The organism is Stenotrophomonas sp. GZD-301 (genome assembly GCF_049310345.1).
In the GTDB taxonomy this organism is placed as follows: domain Bacteria; phylum Pseudomonadota; class Gammaproteobacteria; order Xanthomonadales; family Xanthomonadaceae; genus Stenotrophomonas.
This window is the reverse complement of the sequence record NZ_JBMOWY010000051.1, coordinates 23655-36001: the sequence shown is the minus strand read 5'-3', so window position 1 is coordinate 36001 and position 12347 is coordinate 23655. Positions and strand designations below refer to the sequence as shown.

At 70.2% G+C, this 12347-nt stretch carries 12 protein-coding genes; 5 read left to right on the top strand and 7 right to left on the bottom strand.

From position 1 onward, the window contains the following. Nucleotides 1-50: 50 nt before the first annotated feature. Complete coding sequence (locus ACO6VK_RS14175) at nt 51-590, top strand: pseudouridine synthase (protein ID WP_422508168.1); 540 nt, start codon at nt 51-53, stop codon at nt 588-590. Nucleotides 591-668: 78 nt separating this feature from the next. Here the strand turns inward: ACO6VK_RS14175 and ACO6VK_RS14170 are convergent, their stop codons facing one another. Next, nucleotides 669-1058: a hypothetical protein gene (locus tag ACO6VK_RS14170; protein ID WP_411852552.1), complete on the bottom strand. Its 390-nt coding sequence runs from the start codon at nt 1056-1058 to the stop codon at nt 669-671. A gap of 174 nt (nt 1059-1232) precedes the next feature. Further along, on the bottom strand, nt 1233-3737 hold the full coding sequence (gene hrpB, locus ACO6VK_RS14165; protein ID WP_422508166.1) for an ATP-dependent helicase HrpB: 2505 nt from the start codon (nt 3735-3737) through the stop codon (nt 1233-1235). A 91-nt stretch (nt 3738-3828) separates the two neighbouring features. On the opposite strand from hrpB, the gene ACO6VK_RS14160 reads away from it, so the two are divergent. Both ACO6VK_RS14160 and ACO6VK_RS14155 read left to right on the top strand, forming a co-directional pair. Continuing rightward, the gene (locus ACO6VK_RS14160; protein WP_422508164.1) at nt 3829-4863 is read left to right on the top strand and encodes a hypothetical protein; all 1035 of its coding nucleotides are present in this window, start codon (nt 3829-3831) and stop codon (nt 4861-4863) included. Between the two features lie 53 nt (nt 4864-4916). Then, nucleotides 4917-5732, top strand: a complete 816-nt coding sequence (locus ACO6VK_RS14155) for a TatD family hydrolase (RefSeq protein ID WP_422508162.1) — start codon at nt 4917-4919, stop codon at nt 5730-5732. A 17-nt stretch (nt 5733-5749) separates the two neighbouring features. On the opposite strand, the gene ACO6VK_RS14150 is transcribed toward ACO6VK_RS14155, so the two are convergent. The 4 genes from ACO6VK_RS14150 to ACO6VK_RS14135 form a co-directional block, all read right to left on the bottom strand. Beyond that, nucleotides 5750-6637, bottom strand: a complete 888-nt coding sequence (locus tag ACO6VK_RS14150) for an NAD-dependent epimerase/dehydratase family protein (RefSeq protein ID WP_422508160.1) — start codon at nt 6635-6637, stop codon at nt 5750-5752. A 2-nt stretch (nt 6638-6639) separates the two neighbouring features. Continuing rightward, nucleotides 6640-7578, bottom strand: a complete 939-nt coding sequence (gene panE, locus ACO6VK_RS14145; RefSeq protein ID WP_422508158.1) for a 2-dehydropantoate 2-reductase — start codon at nt 7576-7578, stop codon at nt 6640-6642. A gap of 115 nt (nt 7579-7693) precedes the next feature. Next, on the bottom strand, nt 7694-8494 hold the full coding sequence (locus ACO6VK_RS14140) for an ABC transporter permease (RefSeq protein ID WP_422508156.1): 801 nt from the start codon (nt 8492-8494) through the stop codon (nt 7694-7696). After that, entirely contained in the window at nt 8491-9450 is a 960-nt protein-coding gene (locus ACO6VK_RS14135) for an ABC transporter ATP-binding protein (RefSeq protein ID WP_422508154.1), read from the bottom strand. Before ACO6VK_RS14135 ends, ACO6VK_RS14140 begins: the two co-directional genes overlap by 4 nt. Nucleotides 9451-9551: 101 nt before the next feature. On the opposite strand from ACO6VK_RS14135, the gene ACO6VK_RS14130 reads away from it, so the two are divergent. Continuing rightward, nucleotides 9552-10301, top strand: coding sequence for a ferredoxin--NADP reductase (locus ACO6VK_RS14130; protein WP_422508152.1), 750 nt, complete (start codon nt 9552-9554; stop codon nt 10299-10301). Between the two features lie 232 nt (nt 10302-10533). Here the strand turns inward: ACO6VK_RS14130 and ACO6VK_RS14125 are convergent, their stop codons facing one another. Continuing rightward, nucleotides 10534-10881: a hypothetical protein gene (locus tag ACO6VK_RS14125; RefSeq protein ID WP_422508150.1), complete on the bottom strand. Its 348-nt coding sequence runs from the start codon at nt 10879-10881 to the stop codon at nt 10534-10536. Nucleotides 10882-11140: 259 nt separating this feature from the next. On the opposite strand from ACO6VK_RS14125, the gene ACO6VK_RS14120 reads away from it, so the two are divergent. Then, entirely contained in the window at nt 11141-12346 is a 1206-nt protein-coding gene (locus tag ACO6VK_RS14120; RefSeq protein WP_422508148.1) for a diguanylate cyclase, read from the top strand. The last annotated feature ends 1 nt before the right edge of the window (nt 12347 follow it).

Here is a 12347-nt window from a genome sequence, read left to right as displayed (position 1 = left end):
ACGGCCCCGGGGGATGGGACAATGTCCCGTCCCCCGTTGTCTTCTCCACCATGCTGATCGCCTTCAACAAACCGTTCAACGTGCTGTGCCAGTTCACCGACCGCAGCCAGCCGCCGCGCGCGACGCTGGCCGGGTTCGGGCTGCCGCCGGACGTGTATGCCGCCGGTCGCCTGGACTACGACAGCGAAGGCCTGCTGCTGCTCACCGATGATGGCGGCCTGGCGCATACCCTCACCGATCCGCGCCACAAGGCCGACAAGACCTATTGGGTGCAGGTTGAAGGCACTGTCACCGATGCGCAGCTGCAGGCGCTGCGTGCGGGCGTGCAGCTCAACGACGGGCCCACGTTGCCGGCCGGGGTGGAATCCCTGGAACCGCCGCCGACGCTATGGCCGCGTACGCCGCCGGTGCGGTTCCGCAAGACGGTGCCCGATGCGTGGCTGGCGATCACCCTGCGCGAGGGGCGCAACCGCCAGGTGCGGCGGATGACCGCTGCGGTCGGCCTGCCCACGCTGCGGCTGGTACGGGTGGCGATGGGCGCACACGCGCTGGATGGCCTGCAACCCGGGCAATGGCGGCGGATCGACTGAGACGCGGCGGGAGATGATCCAAAAAGAAACCGCCGGCAGTGCCGGCGGTTCCGATGTCACGCAGATGTCGCCGCGCGATCAGGCATCGCTGCCGATGTCGCTGTGCTCGTCCACCACGGTGTCATTGCGGCGGTTGCGTGCGCTGATGCGCTGCGCCTGGCCGTTGACCACGCCACCGTTGGCGAGTTTCTTCTTCTGCTGCTTGCGGTACAGCGCGTAGCCCAGCAGGCCGACACCGACGGCGGCGGCGGCGATGGTCACGGCCGGGTTGCGGCGTACCACCTTGGCGGCCACCTTGCTGCCGGTCTTGACCGCACCCAGCGCGGCGCCGGTCTTGATCCAGTCGGTAGCCTGCGGGCCGAAGTGGCGCAGGTTGGTACCGGCATGCTTGAGGCCGTCGCCGGCACTGCTGGCCAGGTCCAGGGCGCGCTCGAGGGCGCGGTCGGTAATCACGGTCAATCTGCTCATGGGGGGTCCTTTGCCTCGGTTCCTGTCCAGTGTCGCGCGTGGGCCGTGTAGGGCGTGTTATCCGCTCCGCACAGCCGGATCACGACTGTAGCGGCTTGCGTGCAGCGATGTCGCCGCACCCGCAGGGCCGGTCAGCCGCCAGCCATGAATGCGCACGGCGCGTTACGCCCGGCCTCACGTGCCGCGCGGTTTGGCCCGATGCGTGGCGGTGGCCGTCCACGGGTCGTCCGGCCACGGATGCTTGGGGTAGCGCCCCTTCATCTCCTTCTTCACCTCGGCATAGGTGTTGGCCCAGAAGTTGCGCAGGTCCTGGGTCACCTGCAGCGGTCGCCCACCGGGCGACAGCAGGTGCAGGGTCAGTGCGACGCGGTTGTCGGCAATGCGCGGCGTGTCGGCCAGGCCGAACAGCTCCTGCAGCTTCACCGCCAGCACCGGCGCCTGCGGGGTGCTGCCGTCGGCGTCGACGGCGTAGTGGATCGCGCGCTCCATGCCCGAGGGCACGGTCATGCGCAGCGGCGCGTGGCGATCAACCAGCTGGCGCTGCGCCCACGGCAGTGCCGACTTCAGGGCGTCGCCGAGGGTGGCTTCGTCCAGCGCGTCCAGCCGGGTCCGGCCGGCGAACGCCGGCGTCAGCCAGCGCGGCAACGTGGCCATCAGCGCGGCGTCGGAAACGTCGGGCAGCTCCAGCGCCGGCATCCAGCTGCGCAGGCCCAGCACGCGGGCCTGCCACTGGCGCAGGCCGTCAGTCCACGGCAACGCCGCCAGGCCGAGTTCGGCCACCGCCTCGGTCAGCGCCTGCGCGGCCAGCGCCGGATCCACGCGGCCGGCCGAACGGCTGTCGAGCACAATGCGGTCGAAGCGGGTTTCGCGGCGCGCGACCAGCGCCCGCTTGTCGGCGTCCCAGCGCACCACGTCTTCCTGCCTGAACCGCTCGGGGAAATCGCGGCGCAGGCGGTTCTCATCGACCGGTGCCGCACGCAGCAGCAATGCATCGCGCGCCTCGTAGCGCAGCTCCACCGCCACCAGCCACGGTTCGCCGCGCAGGTCGCTGGGATCGAACAGGCGCGCACTGCGCCCGTTGGCGAGCAGGTAGCGCAGCGGATCGGTGGGGTGACGCGCAGCGATGCGGTCGGGGAATGCGTGCGCCAGCAGATCGCCGAGGCGGTGCGCCTCGACCGAGGTGGGGGGCAACGTGTCGCAGCGCAGCCGGCGCCGCCACTGTTTGCTGGCCGCATCGATGGTGGCCAGCGCGCCGCGGTTGGCGTCGTGCGGTGCGCGCCCCTGCCGGAAGGCGGCCAGCGCACGCCAGCGTGCGGCCAGTGCATCGCCGCCCTGGCGCAGCGGGTCGCGTGCTTCCACCAGCGCGGCCAGGTCGCAGGCCAGTGCCTGCTCCTCGCCGTTGCCGGCGGCCAACAGCATTGCGGCCAGCCGTGGATGCGTACCCAGCGCCAGCATGCGCCGGCCGGGTGCGGTGAGCGCGCCGCTGTCGCTGATCGCGCCGAGCCGCTGCAGCAGCTCGCGCGCGGCGGCCAGCGCGCCCACCGGCGGCGCATCGACGAAGCGCAGGTCGTCGCTGCCCCAGGCGGCCAGCTCCAGCGCCAGCGAGGCCAGTTCGACCTGGGCGATCTCCGGCCGCCGCTGCGCTTCGAGCCGCTGCGACTGCGGCCACAGCCGCCACGCCCATCCTTCCGCGACACGTCCGGCGCGTCCGGCGCGCTGATCGGCCGAGGCCTGCGCGATGCTGACCACATCCAGGCGCGCGAAGCCGCTGTTGGGATCGTAGCGGGGCTCGCGCGCCAGGCCGGCATCGATCACCACGCGCACGCCGGGCAGGGTCACCGACGATTCGGCCACATTGGTCGCCAGCACCACGCGGCGCTGACCGTGCGGATCGGGCTGCAGCACGCGGCTCTGCTGTTCCACCGGCAGCTCGCCGTGCAGCGGCAGTACCTGCACCGCCGACGCCAGCGCCTGCTCGAGCGCGGCCTGCGTGCGGGCAATCTCGCGCTGCCCGGGCAGGAACACCAGCACATCGCCAGGATGCTCGGCCAGCGCCTGTTCCACCGCGCGCCGGGCCTGCGCCTCCAGCGCTTCGTCGCGGCGGGCGGGGAAATGGCTGATCGCCACCGGGAAGCTGCGCCCTTCGCTGCTCAGGCGCGGCGCGTCGAGGAACTGCGCCAGCCGCTCGCCATCCAGCGTCGCCGACATCACCACAATGCGCAGGTCCTCGCGCAGCTGCGCCTGCACATCCAGCGCCAGCGCCAGGCCGAGATCGGCGGCGAGGTGGCGCTCGTGGAACTCGTCGAACAGCACCGCGCCGATGCCTTCCAGCATCGGATCGTCCTGCAGCATGCGGGTCAGGATGCCTTCGGTGACCACCTCCACCCGGGTGCGTGCGGACACCTTGTTCTCGAACCGGATGCGGTAGCCCACCGTTCCGCCGACCTCTTCGCCGCGCTGGCGCGCCATGAACTGCGCGGCACTGCGCGCGGCCACCCGGCGCGGCTCGAGCATGATGATCTTCCGGCCCTGCAGCCACGGCGCGTCCAGCAGCGCCAGCGGCACCTGGGTGGTCTTGCCTGCGCCGGGTGGCGCTTCCAGCACCAGGCGCGTGTGCGCCTCCAGTTCGTTCAGGACCTGGGGCAGCAGTGCGGCAATCGGGAAAATCGGGGTGCTCATCGCAGTAGGATACGGCGTCCGCACCGCTGCGCATTGCCAGCGCGCGGCCGGCGTGGTTCCCTGTGCCGCCCCGGAACCACGGTAGATCTGGATGCTCGGTGTTGTACGCGTGCTGCTGGTGCTGGTCTCGTGCGCGGTCGCGTCGTTTGCCACGTTCGCCGAGGAACCGGTGGATGCCGGCGCACCGCTGAACGCGCCGTACGACGGCAATCACTGGGCCATGCTGGTGCGCGCCCGGATCGAGGCGCGCTATCTGCCGGTGGGGTTGAGCGATGACGCCGCGATCCGGCGCGCGGTGGCCGACGGCACGCTGCGCGAGGCGGTGTATCCGAGCGTGCAGCTGGACGACGACGTCGCCTACCTCATGACCAACGTGCTGACCGGCAGCACCCTGGACCGCCGCAGGAACCTCCTGGCGTTGTGCCGGCAGGCCGACGGCTTCCAGTTGCTGCTCGACGACGCCGACCGCTGCGGCAACGACGGAGCACGCCACCTGCGTTTCGTGCAGGACGCATCCGGCGGGATGGTCTGCGCGGCCTGCGCCTCGCTGGGCCTGCCAACGCACTGGGAGCGCCATGACCGGCCCGCGCGCTGTCCGCTGCCGGCATGGGACCGGGCCGCCGCACAGCGCCAGTTCGACGTCTGGCAGCAGCGCTTCGCGCAGGACATGCAGCCGTACCTGCACGCTGCCAGTGACGCCCTTTGGCAGGCGCAGGTGGACGCTGGCCGGTCCGTGGACGCCACGGTAGTGCCGGCATCGCGCGCCAGTGCCGCGCTGATGGCGATGAGCACCGCGCCCGAGGCATTTGCCGACACCCTGGACGTGCCCGGCGAGCGGCGCAGCGATCTGCTGGCCCACCTGCTGACCCTGCTGCGCACGGCCACGGTCATCGGGCGCGGTGGCCTCTATCCCGAACCGGAGCCCGCGCTGGAGGCGACCTGTGCGCAGGTGTGGTACCTGCAGCTGCCGGGCACGGCCGGCCTGACGCCGGTGCCCGGCGATGACCGCTTCGTCCGCGGCGACGCGCCGTTCATCACCGTGCAGCAGCACGGCGGGCAGCTGCGGCTGGCCGGTCTGTCGCGGGAACTGGTGGAGGTTCTGCTGGCACCCGCGCGGGCTGACTGAGTCCGCGCGGCGAGCCGCTACAATGGCGGGGTTTCCCGTCCCGCAGCAGCCCCATGCATCTGATCGATATCGGCGCCAACCTCACCCACGACTCCTTCGACCGCGACCGCGACGCCGTGCTGGCGCGCGCCCGTGACGCCGGGGTGGTGCAGATGGTGATCACCGGCGCCAGCCGCGAGCATTCGCCGATGGCCCTGGACCTGGCACGCCAGCATCCCGGTTTCCTGTATGCCACCGCCGGCGTGCACCCGCACCACGCGGTGGAATACACCGACGAATGCGATGCGGAGATGCGCGCGCTGCATGCGCATGCCGAGGTGGTGGCCGTGGGCGAGTGCGGACTGGATTACTTCCGTGACTTCGCCCCGCGCCCGGCCCAGCACCGCGCCTTCGAGCGTCAGCTGCAGCTGGCGGCCGACGTGGTTGCTGCCGATGGGGCGCGCAAGCCGCTGTTCCTGCACCAGCGCGATGCGCACGCCGATTTCATGGCGCAGATGAAGAACTTTGACGGCCAACTGGGCGCGGCGGTGGTGCACTGCTTCACCGGCGAGCGCCAGGAACTGTTCGACTACCTGGACCAGGACTGGTACATCGGCATCACCGGCTGGTTGTGCGATGAACGTCGTGGCGGCCACCTGCGCGAGCTGGTGAAGCACATCCCGGCCAACCGCCTGATGATCGAAACCGACGCGCCGTACCTGCTGCCGCGCTCGCTCAAGCCGATGCCGAAGGACCGCCGCAACGAGCCGATGTTCCTGTCGCACATCGTCGAGGAGCTGGCGCGTGATCGGGGCGAAGACGTGGAGACCACGGCCGCCCATGCGACGGCGGCCACGCGCGCGTTCTTCCGCCTGCCTGACGTGGCCTGAGGCCCCGCGGTCGTGGGCTACCGGTGGCCGTCGCCGTTTGCCCAGGCGTCGGCCAGACCGTCGCGATACGTCGCGAATGTCGGCTGCCATTGCAGCGCCTCCCGCGTGCTGCGGCTGTCGATGCGCTTGTTGCTGGCGTAGAAGCGGCGCAGCGAGGCGGGGACGGCCGGGTCATCCCAGGCCTGCGCGGCGGGCAGCGGCAGGCCACTGAGCAACGCGGCATGGGCCAGCACGTCCTGCGGCGGGGCCGGTTCATCGTCGGCGGGCAGATACAGCGCGTGCCCCTGTGGGCGTCGCATCGCCGCCAGCACCACACCGGCCAGATCCTCCACATGCAGCCGGTTGAATACCAGCCCGGGCCGTACCACGTGCCGGGCCTTGCCCTGTGCCAGCTGCACCAGCGCGTTGCGCCCTCGACCGTACAGGGCGGGCAGGCGGAACACCGCCGAGGCGATGCCGCGTGCCTGCGCGAACGCGCGCCACTGCCGTTCGGCCTGCAGACGCCTCAGCGCGGTCGCGTCGGTGGCATCGGCCACGGCGTTCAGATCTATCCAGCCACCGTCCCGGTCGGCGTATACGGCGGTGGAGGAGAGGTAGCCCACCCAGCGCAGTGCAGGTGCATCCTGCAGCGCCTCGCCGAGCAGACGCAGCGCCGGGTCGCCCGCATCCTCCGGCGGCACGCTGCATACGATCGCGTCCGCGCGCCGGATCGCCGCGCGCAGCGCCTCATCGACCGGCATGCCGTCGGCCAGCCGATACCGCGTCAGCCCGTCATCGGCGGCCGTGCCGGGGTCACGCACGGTGCCGCTGCACGCGATGCCCTGGGCCTGCAGCAGGGCGGCCAGGTGCCGCCCGCTGTAGCCCATGCCCAGCACCAGCACGCGCGCCGGCGCGGCGGTGTCCATGCTCAGGCGTCGCGCTGGCGCTGGTAGGCCTGCAGGTGCGCGTAGGCCACCGCCAGCAGCGGTGCCGACTGCCCGGCGGCGCGCGCGCGGGCCAGCATGTCGCCCACGATCTGCCCGGCCTCCACCTGCCGGCCGGCCTCCAGGTCACGCAGCATCGAGGCCTTGAGCGTTGACCCGGCCTGGGTGGTGGCACCCAGCGCCGCGTCGCGGGCCTTGTCCGGAATCGGCTCGCCGGCCGCGTCGGCCACGGCCAGGCATTCGTCGTACAGGCCGCGCACGATCGCTGCGCCATCGTCGGTAGCCACGATCGTGCCGACATCGGCGCGCATCAGGCAGGTAGATGCCGCCAACGTGGTCAGGAAGGTGTACTTGATCCACTGCTCCTGGCCGATGGCATCGCTGGCCACGTGATCCACGTTGGCCTGCACGCAGGCGGCCGCCAGGGCCAGCACGCGCGCGCTGCTGCCGGTGCCGTCGCGCTCGCCGAAGGTGAGCTTGGCCGGGGGCGCCAGGTGCAGGACCGCCCCGTCGTCGGCCTTGGTCGCGCTGATGAAGCACAGCCCGCCCAGCACCGCATCGCGGCCGAAGCGGGCATCCAGCGCGGCGTAGTGGCGCAGCCCGTTGAGGATCGGCAGCACCGTGGTGCGCGAGGACATCGCCGGCGCGATGGCGTCGATCGAACTGTCCAGGTCGTAGGCCTTGCAGCTGAGCAGCACCAGATCGAACGGCTGCGCCGCCGCCAGCGCGGGCAGCGCCTCGGCAGTGACGTGCCGCACCGGGAACGCCGCGTCGCCGAGTGGGCTGCGGATGACCAGGCCGTCGCGGTCGAGCTGCGCCGCGCGTGCCGGGCGCACCAGGAACGTCACGTCCACGCCGGCCTGGGCCAGCCGGCCGCCGAAGTAACCGCCGGTACCACCGGCGCCCAATACCAGAATGCGCATCGTCACTGTTCCTTGTTTTCGAGAGCCGGCCAGCGGCCGGCACTACGTGTGCTTTGGAGCCGGCCAGCGGCCGGCACTACCTGTGCTTTGGGGCCGGCCAGCGGCCGGCGCTACGTCAGCTGCGCATGCCGACGCCACGGCGCAGCAGCCACAGGGCCAGGGCGGTCAGGGCCACCACGAAGCCGATCATCAGCGCGTAGGCCACCCACAGCGGTACGTCGCTGGTGCCCAGCAGGCCGTAGCGGAATGCGTTGACCATGTAGAAGATCGGGTTGGCATGGGTGGCCGCTTCGGCCCACGTCGGCAGCAGCTTCACCGAGTAGAACACGCCGCCCAGGTAGGTCAGCGGGGTCAGGATGAAGGTCGGCACGATCGCCACGTCGTCGAACTTCTTGGCGTACACGGCATTGATGAAGCCGGCCAGCGAGAAGATCGTCGCCCCCAGCAGCACCGTGGTCAGCGTCACCAGCGGATGCGGAATGCGCACCGGGGTGAAGAACATGGCGATGATCAGCACGATGACGCCGACCATCAGGCCGCGCAGTACCGCACCGGACACGTAGCCCCACAGGATCACCCAGTTCGGCATCGGGCTGACCAGCAGTTCTTCCACGTGTCGGCCGAACTTGGCACCGAAGAACGACGAGCTGATGTTGCCGTAGCTGTTCTGGATCACGCTCATCATCACCAGGCCCGGCACGATGAACTGCATGTAGCTGTAGCCGCCCATCTCGCCCACGCGCGAACCGATCAGGTTGCCGAAGATCAGGAAGTACAGGGTCATGGTGATCGCCGGCGGCACCAGGGTCTGGCCCCAGATGCGCAGGATGCGCGCCACTTCACGGCGCACGATGGTCATCAGCGCGATGCGGTTGCGCTGGCCGTCGGTCAGGACGGGGGTGGGGGTGCTGCTCATGCCACGTTCTCCTGGTTGCCGGTGAGGCGCACGAACAGCTCCTCCAGGCGGTTGCTCTTGGTCCGCATCGAGCGCACCCGGATACCGGCCGCGTTCAAGGTTTCAAACACCCGGTTGAGGTCCATCGCGCGCGGCATGTCCACGTCCAGCGTGTGGCCGTCGGTGGCGATCAGGGTGGCGCCGTCGATCACCGGCAGCTGCGCGGGCAGCGTGCCGTCGATGTCGAACAGGAAGCCTTCCACGTCCAGCTTGGCCAGCAGCTCGCGCATCGGGCCCTGGGTGACGATCTGGCCGTGGTTGATGATGGCCAGGTTGCGGCACAGGTGCTCGGCTTCTTCTAGGTAGTGCGTGGTGAGGATGATCGTGGTGCCGGCGGCGTTGATCTCCTTGAGCACGCGCCACATGTCGCGACGGATCTCGATGTCCACACCGGCGGTCGGCTCATCCAGAATCAGCAGGCGCGGGCGCGTCATCATCGCGCGGGCGATCATCAGCCGGCGCTTCATGCCACCGGACAGCGTGCGGCTCATCACCTGCGCCTTCTCCCACAGGTGGGCGCGCTTGAGCTCTTCCTCGGCCATCTTCTCGGCCTCGGCGCGGGCCACGCCGTAGAAACCGGCGTAGTTCACCAGGATGTCGAAGGGCTTCTCGAACAGGTTGAAGTTGATCTCCTGGGGCACCAGGCCGATCAGCCGCATGGTGGCGCTGCGGGCGCGCACCAGGTCGCTGCCGAACACCTCGACCCGGCCCTCGCTGAGATTCACCAGCGAGCTGATGATGCCGATCAGGGTCGACTTGCCGGCGCCGTTGGGGCCCAGCAGCGCAAAGAAGTCGCCCGGGGCGACGTCCAGCGAAACGCCTTTCAGCGCCTGGGTGCCGTTGTCGTACGTTTTGCGGAGGTCGCGCACCCGCAGGGCGGGGGCGGTCGTGGACGCGGGAGTGTTCTGGGAAGCCAAGCTCTTGCCTTCGCGCCCAGGGGCGGCGCTGGATAGGGGCGGGGAGCGGCTATTATAGAAGGCCCCGAGGGCTTGCCCCGGCTACACACTGTCCCGAACACGTGCCTGTTCAATTTCCTCTCAAATTGGTCGACCGGCGGATGCTGGCGCCCACCGTCGGCCACTACCAGTTCCTGCGCGATGACGGCCAGCCGCTGGATTTCCAGCCCGGCCAGTTCATCCAGGTCCACTTCGAGTACGCCGATGGCACTGCCACCAAGCGCAGCTACTCGCTGGCGACCATTCATGACCATGCCCTCGGCGCCGGCGACGCGGTCGATATCGCCGTCAGTTTCGTCCCCGGCGGGGCCGCCACGGCCCTGTTCGAGGGCCTGGATATCGGCGGCCATGTGACCGCCAGCGGTCCGTTCGGGCGGTTCTGCCTGATGCCGGGCGACCACAACGCCCGCTACCTGCTGATCGCCACCGGCACCGGGGTCACCCCGTACCGCTCGATGCTGCCCCTGCTGGCCACCGCCATGCGCGAGCGCGGCGTGGAGGTGGTGCTGCTGCAGGGCGCGCGGACCCCCACCGAACTGCTCTACAGCGACGACTTCTACGCGTTCGCGGCCGCCCACCCGGGCTTCCGCTACGTGCCGTGCCTGTCGCGCGAGCTGCCGGAGAACCCGCATCCGGATGTCCGCCACGGCTACGTCCAGCAGCACATGGTCGAGTTCGCGCCGAACCCGGCCACCGACATCGCCTACCTGTGCGGCAACCCGGACATGGTCGATGCCACGTTCGAGGCCCTGAAAGAGGCCGGCCTGCCGACCCCGCAGGTGCGCCGCGAGAAGTACGTCAGCAGCAAGTAACACCCGGGCCAAACGGGCGTGCCGGCCGCTGGCCGGCACCTGCCCCAACCGGCGCCCTGCCGGCCGCGGCTGCCGCAGGAAATCCCGCCAGACTCCCCCTGAACGTGTGGGATGCGGCCGCCCAAGCGGAGGCGATCGTGGGCGCCCGGGAAGTGGACCACGACGGGAAGCTCACCGGGACATTCGTCGAGACTGCCTGCTACCCCGGCCGCGCGTGATCCGGCGGAATGGATCAGATCCCCGGGTTGACACGCAGCAGGCGCCCGGATGTGTCGTAAATGTAGGTCCTGTCGAATCCAATCCCGTATATGCAGCGGCCCTCGTGGGCAGAGGGAACGAGGGCCATTACGGTCCAGGTAATGTCGTCCTTCGACACGAAAAAGTCGCACGCGCTGCCGCTTTCCACGCAATAGTTCCTGGAGTCCCTACGCACGGCTTGCAGAATTGCATCTGCTTCCGTCGCATTGGTTTCGTGGAAGCGTACCTCGCCGCCACACTGGACCTCAGGTTGCGGCTCCGAGCATCCGGAAAGCAGAACTGCAGCTGCGAGCAGCATGGACGTTGTCATCATTCGTTTCATGGGCGGGATCCATCCTTTCCGTGTGTTTTCTTCCGTACCTTGGGAAGGTAGCCCAAAGCGGTCACGCCCCTCAGGGCTGGGCGGTCAGCGATACCATCTTCGATATCGAACGCCCGCGCCAGCACGTCACGTCACGGCGCGGACGCCAGGCGCGGGACCTGGACCTGACCGGCGCGCTGCGCGTTGAGACGGTGTACCCGGCGTCGGCCGCCGGCCAACCACGCTAAGATGCGCGCGCCGCTCTGGCGCGCGAGGCTGCATGACCCTGGATTTTCCTACCGTCGCCGTCATCGGGTACCTGCTGTGCGTGGGCATCGCGATCGGGTTCTCACTGTTGCTGCTGGTGCTGCGCGGCCAGCCGGTGCTGCGTCTGTGGATGCTGAGTCTGTGGCTGCTGGCGGTGAGCGTCACCCTGTTGGGGCTGCGCGCGCAGTTGCCGCAGGTGCCGGCGATTCTGCTCGGCAACGCGACCATCGCCGCTGCCGGCGTGCTGATGCTGTGCGGGGTGGCGCGCCATCTCGACTACCGGCTGCCGCTCTGGCAGCCGCTGGCGCTGGCGGCGCTGTTCATGGCCGGCATCGCCGTGTTTCTCATCCCGTTTCCCAACCTGGCCATCCGGCTGGACGTGTTCAGCCTGTTCGCGGTGCTGCTCAATGGCTGGATGGTGAGGCTGCTGCTGCGGTACGCGCCCACGGCCCAGCGCACCAGTTGCCGCCTGGCCGCCGCCGTGTTCGCCGCCGAAGGGGCGGTGTATCTGGTCCGGTTGTTCCTGCCGGTGGCGCCCGACGCGGGCGAGGACATCCTGCGCACCGGCTCGCCGATGTTCCTGACCTACATCGCGGGCGTGATGCTGGAGCTGGCCCGCTGTTTCGCGCTGGTCCTGCTGCTGGTCGAGCGGATGCTGGTCGACCTGCGCCGGGTGGCGCGCACCGACGGGCTGACCGGCCTGCTCAACCGCAGCGCGGTGCTGGCCGATGGCGGAGCGCTGCTGGCGGCATGCCGGCAGCAGCAACGGCCGCTGGCGTTGCTGCTGCTGGATGTGGACCACTTCAAACAGATCAATGACCGCTGGGGCCATCTGGCCGGCGATGAGGTGCTGTGCAACTTCGCCGGGGTGCTGGCCGCCGCCGTGGCAGACCGGCCGCATCTGCTGGGGCGCTATGGCGGCGAGGAGTTCGTGCTGCTGCTGCCCGATGCCACGCCCCCACAGGCGCTGGCGTGGGCCGACCAGCTGCGCGGCCGGCTGCAGGCGGCGCCGGCCCGGGTGGGCAGCACGGCGGTGCCGGTCACCACCAGCATCGGGGTGGCGGCCGACACCGGCCAGGGCGATCTGGCCGGGCTGCTGGCCGCCGCCGACGCTGCGCTCTACCAGGCCAAGGCCGACGGGCGCGACCGGGCCGTCGGTGCCCGGGCCGACGCGGAGGCATGCCCTGTGGCCGTCGCCGCCGGCGCGGCGTCCGTGTAAG

Coding starts and splice junctions, on each gene's coding strand:
- ACO6VK_RS14120 (WP_422508148.1), top strand. CDS start 11,141: ATGACCCTGGATTTTCCTACCGTCGCCGTCATCGGGTACCTGCTGTGC.
- panE (WP_422508158.1), bottom strand. CDS start 7,578: ATGCGCATTCTGGTATTGGGCGCCGGTGGTACCGGCGGTTACTTCGGC.
- ACO6VK_RS14170 (WP_411852552.1), bottom strand. CDS start 1,058: ATGAGCAGATTGACCGTGATTACCGACCGCGCCCTCGAGCGCGCCCTG.
- ACO6VK_RS14155 (WP_422508162.1), top strand. CDS start 4,917: ATGCATCTGATCGATATCGGCGCCAACCTCACCCACGACTCCTTCGAC.
- hrpB (WP_422508166.1), bottom strand. CDS start 3,737: ATGAGCACCCCGATTTTCCCGATTGCCGCACTGCTGCCCCAGGTCCTG.
- ACO6VK_RS14175 (WP_422508168.1), top strand. CDS start 51: ATGCTGATCGCCTTCAACAAACCGTTCAACGTGCTGTGCCAGTTCACC.
- ACO6VK_RS14125 (WP_422508150.1), bottom strand. CDS start 10,881: ATGAAACGAATGATGACAACGTCCATGCTGCTCGCAGCTGCAGTTCTG.
- ACO6VK_RS14140 (WP_422508156.1), bottom strand. CDS start 8,494: ATGAGCAGCACCCCCACCCCCGTCCTGACCGACGGCCAGCGCAACCGC.
- ACO6VK_RS14160 (WP_422508164.1), top strand. CDS start 3,829: ATGCTCGGTGTTGTACGCGTGCTGCTGGTGCTGGTCTCGTGCGCGGTC.
- ACO6VK_RS14150 (WP_422508160.1), bottom strand. CDS start 6,637: ATGGACACCGCCGCGCCGGCGCGCGTGCTGGTGCTGGGCATGGGCTAC.